8 protein-coding genes are annotated in these 7,749 nt (G+C 67.4%); 7 read left to right on the top strand and 1 reads right to left on the bottom strand.

Going from position 1 to position 7,749, the window contains the following annotated elements:
* From VFT73_RS08495 to VFT73_RS08470, 6 genes are all read left to right on the top strand, one after another.
* Positions 1 to 400 (top strand): hypothetical protein (locus tag VFT73_RS08495; protein ID WP_326409851.1); only part of this gene is annotated, 400 nt, incomplete at its 5' end.
* The gene (locus VFT73_RS08490; protein WP_326409849.1) at positions 397 to 2,715 is read left to right on the top strand and encodes an EAL domain-containing protein; all 2,319 of its coding nucleotides are present in this window, start codon (positions 397 to 399) and stop codon (positions 2,713 to 2,715) included. The genes VFT73_RS08495 and VFT73_RS08490, both read left to right, overlap by 4 nt.
* Positions 2,716 to 3,543: 828 nt before the next feature.
* Entirely contained in the window at positions 3,544 to 3,681 is a 138-nt protein-coding gene (locus VFT73_RS08485; protein ID WP_326409847.1) for a hypothetical protein, read from the top strand.
* Complete coding sequence (locus tag VFT73_RS08480) at positions 3,662 to 5,476, top strand: hypothetical protein (RefSeq protein ID WP_326409845.1); 1,815 nt, start codon at positions 3,662 to 3,664, stop codon at positions 5,474 to 5,476. The genes VFT73_RS08485 and VFT73_RS08480 overlap by 20 nt, the downstream gene beginning before the upstream one ends.
* Positions 5,473 to 6,372 (top strand): tyrosine-type recombinase/integrase, encoded by a 900-nt coding sequence (locus VFT73_RS08475; protein ID WP_326409843.1) that lies wholly within the window; start codon positions 5,473 to 5,475, stop codon positions 6,370 to 6,372. Before VFT73_RS08480 ends, VFT73_RS08475 begins: the two co-directional genes overlap by 4 nt.
* Positions 6,373 to 6,527: 155 nt before the next feature.
* A complete protein-coding gene (locus VFT73_RS08470) occupies positions 6,528 to 6,980 on the top strand; it encodes a hypothetical protein (RefSeq protein ID WP_326409841.1) in 453 nt (150 codons plus the stop codon).
* Between the two features lie 104 nt (positions 6,981 to 7,084).
* On the opposite strand, the gene VFT73_RS08465 is transcribed toward VFT73_RS08470, so the two are convergent.
* Positions 7,085 to 7,318 (bottom strand): hypothetical protein, encoded by a 234-nt coding sequence (locus tag VFT73_RS08465; protein ID WP_326409839.1) that lies wholly within the window; start codon positions 7,316 to 7,318, stop codon positions 7,085 to 7,087.
* Between the two features lie 19 nt (positions 7,319 to 7,337).
* On the opposite strand from VFT73_RS08465, the gene VFT73_RS08460 reads away from it, so the two are divergent.
* Entirely contained in the window at positions 7,338 to 7,598 is a 261-nt protein-coding gene (locus VFT73_RS08460) for a DUF6959 family protein (RefSeq protein ID WP_326409837.1), read from the top strand.
* The last annotated feature ends 151 nt before the right edge of the window (positions 7,599 to 7,749 follow it).

Here is a 7,749-nt window from a genome sequence, read left to right as displayed (position 1 = left end):
CATGTCTGTCCCGAGACCGCTTGCGCCGTCGGTTGGGCCCTGCGGCGACCATGTCGCGCGCGGGCTGAAGCTGTTGCTCGAAGCGCATGGGCGCAGCGACACGGATGGTTTCCTCGACGGCTTCGCGGCGCTGGCAGAACTGCAGCTCGCGGCGACGCAGCTGGCGGTGAGCTTCGTCACGGCGGCGTGGGACGAACTGTCGTCGTTCGAGCTGCCGGTCCTTGCGCTGGGCGAGACGGAAGCGTTTCTGATCACCGGCATCAGCGGCAATGTCGCCCGCGTCCAATACCCTTCGCTCGGCGAGCTGACGCTTTTGCGTGCGTGGGTCGAAGAGCGCTGGTCCGGCGAGGTCGCCTTTTTCGGACCCTCGGCGCTGCTCTGGTCGAGGCACGTCGGATGAGCGGCGACCTGCTCTCGTTGCGCGATGCCGCCCGCTCGAAGCCGCGGCTGCGCATCCTGCTCTGGGCGCTGGCGATCTGCGTCGTGCTTGGGCTGCTCGAAGCAGGCGAGCCGCTGGACGATATGCTGAAGGCCGCGCGCGATACGTTGCGCAGCCGTCCGGCCAGCGGCGAGATCGTCGTGGTCGGCGTCGACGACCGCACCGGCGAACGCTTTGGCGGCTTCTCCTTTTCGCGCCGCATCGACGCAAAGCTGGTCGATTCGCTGTTCGCGGCCGGCGCGCGCCGCGTGTTCTTCGACCGCGTCTACGCAGACGAGACCAATCCCGGCGCCGATGCCGCCTTCGCGGCCGCGCTCGCACGGCATCCCGGCCGCGTGTTCCTGGGCGCGATCAGCCCGCCGGCGGCGATCGAGGGACGGGTGGAGACGCTGCCGCGCCCGGAGTTTCGCAAGGTCGCTTCCTACCGGTCGCTGAATGGCGGCAATACGCCTTTCATGCTGTCGGCGAAGCTGACTTTCGCCGATCGTTTCCAGGGCAGGCTGGTGCCGTCGATCTCCAGCGAGATTGCTCGCGCTCCGGCAACGGAGGAAGGTTACTACCGGCCAGACTGGTCGATCCAGATGAGGACGGTACCGACCTACAGCTTTGTCGACGTGATCGACGGCAAGCTGCCGAAGGGCGCACTTGTCGGCAAGGACGTGGTGGTCGGCCCGACCTCGCCAACCTTGCGTGACGTGTATCCGATCCTGTTCCAGGGCCGGTTTGCGGGCGTCTATTTTCATGTGATCGGCGCGGAAACGCTTCTGTCCGGCACGCCTCACGATTGGGGATGGCTGCCGCCATTCGGCTGCGCGGTCGCGCTGTCCTGCCTGTTCCTGCTCGCGCGCCGGCAAACGACGCGGCTGCTGACGATCGCCGTCGCGCTCGCGATGTTCGCGATCCTGCCGATCTTCCTCGCTTCTCACGTGATCGAGGTCGACGTCTTTCCCGCCGTCGTGCTGTTTTCGATCATTGCCTATCGCGGGTTCAGCCTTGCGCGGGTCGAGACGACGCGGCGCACGAATCCGGCGTCGGACCTGCCGAACCTGGTGGCCCTGGTGGAAGAAGCGGGCGAGCCGGCGATCATCGTCGCGCTCAAGCTTCGCAACCAGGCCGAGATTCTCGCCAGCTTCCCGAACGACGTCGAGCGCACCCTGATCAACGAGATCGAACGACGGGTGCGCGTCGCGGGCGATGCGGACCGCCTGTATCACGGCGAAGACGGTCTTTACTGGACGTCGACCCAGCCGGTCAGCGACGAGCTGTTCCAGCATATTCGCGGGCTTCACAAGCTGCTTGCCCAGCCGATCCAGCTTGGCGACCGCAGCGTCGACCTGCTCACCGCCTTCGGCATCGACGGCAGCATCGATCGGCCGCTGAAGAGCCGCGTCGCCAGCGCGACGCTCTGCGCAGAAGAGGCTGCGCGCGCGAACGAGATCTGGAAGCTCTACGACCCGCAGCGTTCGCACGCCGCCGCCTGGCAGCTGTCGCTGATGGGGCGGCTCGATTTCGCGATAGCGAGCGGCGAGCTCTGGGTTGCCTATCAGCCCAAGGTGTCGCTCTCGACCCGGCGGATTGTCGGCATGGAAGCGCTGGTGCGGTGGAATCACCCGACTGTCGGCCCGCTCAGCCCCGATCAGTTCATCGCGGCCGCGGAAGAGCACAACAAGATCGCGGCGCTCACTTATTTCGTGCTCGACCGGGCGCTGGCCGATCTCGCATCGCTGCAGGCGACAGGGCACGATCTGGGCGTTTCGGTCAATCTGTCGCCCAAGCTGCTCGAGGAAGCCGATCTGGTCGAGCGGCTGTCGGAGGCGCTCGCCGGACATGGCGTGGCGCCCGGCGACGTGACGCTTGAGATCACCGAAACCGGCGAGTTGCTGAGCGTGCCCGGCAGCATCGAGACGATGCAGCGGCTGGTCGCGACCGGGGTGAAGCTGTCGATCGACGACTATGGCACCGGCAACGCGACGCTCGAATATCTTGCCCGCCTGCCGTCGCACGAGGTCAAGATCGACCGCACCTTCATCACCGACCTCGACCGCAACGGCGACAACCTGATCCTGGTGCGCGCCACGCTTGAGATGGCGCACAGGCTCGGCCGCCATGTGGTTGCCGAGGGTGTGGAGGACGAGGGCGTGCTGCGCCTGCTGCAACGGCTGGGCTGCGACATCGCCCAGGGATACCTGCTCAGCCGGCCGGTTCCGTTTGCCGATCTTCTGGCCCTGCTCGATGCCGATTCCGCGCCGGATCGGGTCCGGGTTGTCATATCGTAAATGCAACGTTAACCTTAACATAGGGCTGCGAATCGCGTGCCCTGTTGTGCAAGGGAGACGTTATGGCGAAGAAAACGGTGAAAAGGCCGCAGCCGAACGGGCGGGGCATGTGGGAACTGATCGGCGGCTTTTTCGGCTGGCGGTAAGGCTCCCAGAGCTTTGAAACAGGGGGCTCCGCTGCGGTGGGGCCCTTTTCTTATGCCGTGATCGTCAGCCTTTGCCGCGACGCCTTCGCGTAGACGCGGCCGGAGCACGCGTCCGTCCGCCAGCAGAATCTGCGGCGCGCCGAGCTTGCTGCGCCGAATCTCCCGGATCGCGCCAACGCGAATTAGTCGGGCACGATGTACGCGAACGCCCCCCACCCCCAACCCCTCCTCCAAGGCACGGAGGGAGGGGCGGTGGGGGTAGGTGCGTTCCCCACCCCCAATCGCCCCTCCAAGGCCCGGAGGGGGGGGTAGGTGCGTTCCCCGACATAGATGCGGACAAATGAGCCTTCGGATTCGATCATGCCGATCGCCGAGGCGGGGATGCGGACCAGGCCGGTGACGTTGCGCCGCACCCGGAGCTCCGGATCCGGACGGCGCGGCCCGTTCTCCTGCCCGTCCTCGCGCATCAAGCGGATGATCGCCTATGCAGCGCCGCGCCAGCCGTCCCACATCCGCGCACGAAAGGGCGGTTCAGCGTGGCGGGACGCGTTCGCGAGAACCGAACGGGATCCCGGCAGCACCACCAGCTGCACGAACCGCGCTTGCCGGAATTTTCGGGCGCGGCGCCGGCACGCCGGCCTGAAGCGTTGCCCGGCTGGCGCCCCTCTGCTAGCCCGGCGTCATGTCGCGTTCGGCTGTCATCATCCTCATCCTCATCGTGCTCGTCGGCGGCGGGCTCTGGTATCTCTCAGGCGTCAATGCCGAGAAACCGCTGACCCATGTCGAGAAGACGATCCCCAATGAGAAATTGGGCAAGTAGGCGGCTGCTCGGCGGGGCGGCGCTGGCCGCCGCGCTCGCCGCCGTCGCGATCCCGGCGCTGGGGCAGGACCAGGCGCCCGAATCGCTGCTGCCGCCCGGCTTTGGCGACGTGCCGGTTGCGCAGCCGACGCCACCCCCTCCGGGCCAGCCGGCCCCGCAGCCGGGCGCGACGCCGCCGGCACCGGGTGCCGAGCTGCCGCTGACGGCCGAGGACCAGCAGGCGACCGGCGAGGAGGAGCTTCCCGCCGACGAAACCGAGACAGCCGAGGCCGATCCGTACGACCTGCCGGAGGCGGCGCGCCGCGACCCCGACCTGGTGGGCGTGCTGACGCCGGCCAATGGCGGCTATGGTGCCGACGAATGGGGCAATGTCGACGGCCGCTTCGCCTCGGCGCTGATGCGCGACATCAAGGCGCCGATCGCGTCGCGCTGGGCGCAGATCCTGCTGCGCCGCGTGCTTCTGACCCGCGCGCCGACGCCAGCCGGAGTCGACGGCGCCGACTGGGTAGCGGAGCGCGCCTGGCTGTTGCTGCGGATGGGCGAGGCCGATCCCGCGCGGCTGCTGGTCGCGGGCGTCGATGTCGACCGATTCAGCCCGAAGATGTTCGATATCGCCCAGCAGACCGCGCTCGCCACCGCCGATCCGGCGGCGATGTGCCCGCTGACCGACCATGTGCCCGCCAGCGCCGACCAGACCAGCTGGGACCTGGTGCGCGCGATGTGCGCGGCGCTGTCCGGCGACAACGGCACCGCCGGCGCGATCATCGACGCGGCGCGCCATCGCAGCCGCGCACGCGGCATCGACCTGCTGCTGGCCGAGAAAGTGGTCGGCGCGGGCGGTGGACGGCGCGCGATCAACATCGAATGGACGGGCGTCGACAATCTGACGGCGTGGCGCTTCGGCCTCGCCAATGCAGTCAACGTGCCGATCCCGGCGGCGCTGTTCGACACGGTCGGCCCGCATGTCGAGGCATGGCAGTATCGCGCGCCGATGATCTCGACCGAAGACCGGCTGGTGCCGGCCAGCTGGGCGGCGAGCCTGGGCGTGCTGTCCAACGCCGCCTATGTCGACCTGATCGGGCGCGCCTATGACGAAGCGGACCCGGATACGATCGAGGAGACGCCCGGCTTCCGGCTGCGCAACGCCTATTCGGCCGACGATCCGGCCGAGCGGGTCGAGGCGCTGCGGACGCTCTGGTCGGAGCCCAAGACCGACATGGAGAAATACGCCCGGCTGGTGCTGACCGCGCGGGCGGCGGCACGGATCGCGCCGAGCGAGGATTATGCCGACGATGCGCGCAACCTGATCGCGGCGATGCTGACGGCGGGGCTGGACGATCCGGCGTCGAAATGGGGCGCGGTCGCCGATCAGCTGGACGATGGCGACGACGGCTGGGCGCTGCTGGCGGTCGGAGCGCCCGGACGTGCGGTCACGATCAGCGCACGGCGCGCCGGCGCCTATGTCGGCGAGCAGGACGAAGGCAGCCGCAAGGGCGCGTTCCTGGTCGCAGCGCTGGCCGGGCTCGGCCGCATCTCGGCCGAGGATGCGCAGAGCCTCGCGACCGAACACAAGCTGCCGCTGGGCCTGCAGAACAGCTGGACGCGCGCGATCGACCGCGCGGCGGCGGAGAACGAGACCGGCACGGTTGCGCTGATCGCGGCGGCGGGCATGCAGACCCTGTCGTGGAAGGCGGTGCACCCGGCCTATCTGATGCACATCGTCTCGGCGCTGCGCCGGGTCGGGCGAGAGCCCGAGGCGCGGATGATCGCCGCCGAAGCCATCACCCGCGCGTGAGCGGCGACCGGGAGCTGATCGAGCGGTTCCTGGAGATGCTGGCGGCCGAGGCCGGGGCCGCGCGCAATACGATCCTCGCCTACCGCACCGATCTGGAGCAGGCGTCGGAGCTGCTGGCAGGCGGGCTGGCGGCGGCGGACGAGACGGCGATCGGGCGGGTTGCCGAACAATGGATGCCCCTTGCCCGATCGACGGTGGCGCGGAAATCGGCGGCGCTTCGGCGCTTTTTCGCATTCCTGCAGGAGGAAGGATTCCGCCCCGACGATCCGGGCAAGGCGCTGCCGCGTCCGGGCGGGGCGCGGCCGCTGCCCAAGGTGCTCGACCGCAGCGACGTGGACCGGCTGTTCGCGGAGATCGAGCGGCGGCTGGCGACCACGCATCCGCCGCTGGCCGATATTCGTCTCTCGGCGCTGATCGAATTGCTCTACGGCTCCGGCCTGCGCGCGACGGAGCTGGTGTCGCTGCCGCGCGGGGTGATCGCCAGCGACCGGCCATTCATCATCCTGAAGGGCAAGGGCGGGCGCGAGCGGCTGGTCCCGATCTCCGACCGCGCCCGCGCCGCCGTCGCGCGCTGGCGAACGCTGGTGCCGCAGGACCAGCCGTGGCTGTTCCCGTCCGGCAAGAAGCATCTGAGCCGAGTACGGCTGTTCCAGATCGTCAAGGCCCTCGCTGCGGCGGCGGGCGTGCCGCCGGATCGCGTCGGCCCACATGGCCTGCGCCACGCGTTCGCGACGCACCTGCTGGAAGGCGGCGCCGACCTGCGTGCGCTCCAGGCGATGCTGGGCCACGCCGACATCGCGACGACGCAAATCTACACGCATGTGGATTCGCGCCGGCTGGTGGAACTGGTAAATGCGCGGCATCCGCTGGCGGATGAGGTGCCGGGGCGGGGGTGACCCGGGCAGCCCCTCTCCCCTTGCGGGAGAGGGAGGGGCCCAAGCCGTCAGGCTTGGGAGGGTGAGGGGGACGAGGAATCCACGCTCGCTGCGCTTCGCTCTGGCCCCTCACCCCTCTCCCGCAAGGGGAGAGGGGCAAAGCCCAGTTTCGACCTTTGCCGGCATTTGTCGACGCGCTGCTCGGAGGGGCAGCAACCGACCCGTTGCGGACATTGAGGCTGCCGCATACGCTCGCGCAGATGATTGGCTGGTTGCGAGACAAACTCCGTAATTGGAACAATTCCCCGCTCGCCAAGTGGAGCGTCCTCTTCGACGGGGACTACATCGCCACAAGCGATGGCACTGACACCACCCATCGGCTTCCCATCGGCGAACTGCAAAAAGTAATCGTTCAAACCGACGACAGTGGTCCGTGGGGCGCGGATGTTCTGTATTTCCTCTTCACGGAAGCCTCGGAACCGGCCGGCGTCTTCCCGATAGAAGCTCAGGGGTGTCAGGAGTTCGTCAACTGGCTCAGCACCATGCCTGGTTATCGTGAGAGCGAACTTGCCCGCGCTATGGCATCGACGGACGTGGCACGGTTCGTGGTTTATGAGGCGGGAAGCTAACATCCGCTACCATCCATTGCGACATCAAAAACGGGAGAGCGCTACCGTCTTCGTCACCCCGGCCTTGAGCCGGGGTCCCGCTTCTTCTGATTCTTTGGCCAGCGTCAGAGAATCTGATCGTACAGGTCGTGCCATTCCGGATTGCTGCGCTCGACCAGCGCGACCTTCCATTCATTGGTGCATGCTTCAAGAACAGAAGAAGCGGGACCCCGGGTCAAGCCCGGGGTGACGAAGGAAAGGCCAGCGGCAGTAATCCACCCGTTGCGGACATTCGGACGCGGATCGCTGCAGACGTCCGGAAACGACCCATTGCGGACGTTAGCGCCTTCGATCAGCATCGTCGCTCGGGAGTTGACCATGAACGACGTGAAGCTGCTTTCTGATCCGACGAACTACGCCGTTGTCCACTTGCCGGGACGCGCATATTCGGGCGTAGTTTTCCAGGGCGACAGTCTGCACATTCTGATTGCCGACCTAGAGCGAGCTCGCGCCGAGATTGATCCCCATGAACGCGAGGCGACGGTCAACGACATCATCGAGCGGCTGCTCGCGGTGCAATCTCGATACGAAGCAGTTCTAAAAGAAGCGGGCATGTCGCTGCCCTATTTCCGACCTTGATATCCGCTAACCATCTGTGGACGCCCCTTCAGGTGCAAGCGATTTGTGAGGGTGGTGCGTAGTCGGGTGCTGCCATCTGTCCGGCCTCTGATGCAGCACATGGCTGCGGGCCCGTATGGGAGTTCGCGGACCGGGGCCACATCACCCATAG

The sequence above is a fragment of the Sphingomonas sp. genome (assembly GCF_035758555.1).
GTDB lineage: Bacteria > Pseudomonadota > Alphaproteobacteria > Sphingomonadales > Sphingomonadaceae > Sphingomonas_B.
This window is presented reverse-complemented; position numbering and strand designations above follow the sequence as displayed.

Excerpts from the sequence above, each read along its gene's own strand:
- VFT73_RS08490 (WP_326409849.1), top strand. The coding sequence starts at position 397 with ATGAGCGGCGACCTGCTCTCGTTGCGCGATGCCGCCCGCTCGAAGCCG.
- VFT73_RS08485 (WP_326409847.1), top strand. The coding sequence starts at position 3,544 with ATGTCGCGTTCGGCTGTCATCATCCTCATCCTCATCGTGCTCGTCGGC.
- VFT73_RS08465 (WP_326409839.1), bottom strand. The coding sequence starts at position 7,318 with ATGCTGATCGAAGGCGCTAACGTCCGCAATGGGTCGTTTCCGGACGTC.
- VFT73_RS08460 (WP_326409837.1), top strand. The coding sequence starts at position 7,338 with ATGAACGACGTGAAGCTGCTTTCTGATCCGACGAACTACGCCGTTGTC.
- VFT73_RS08480 (WP_326409845.1), top strand. The coding sequence starts at position 3,662 with ATGAGAAATTGGGCAAGTAGGCGGCTGCTCGGCGGGGCGGCGCTGGCC.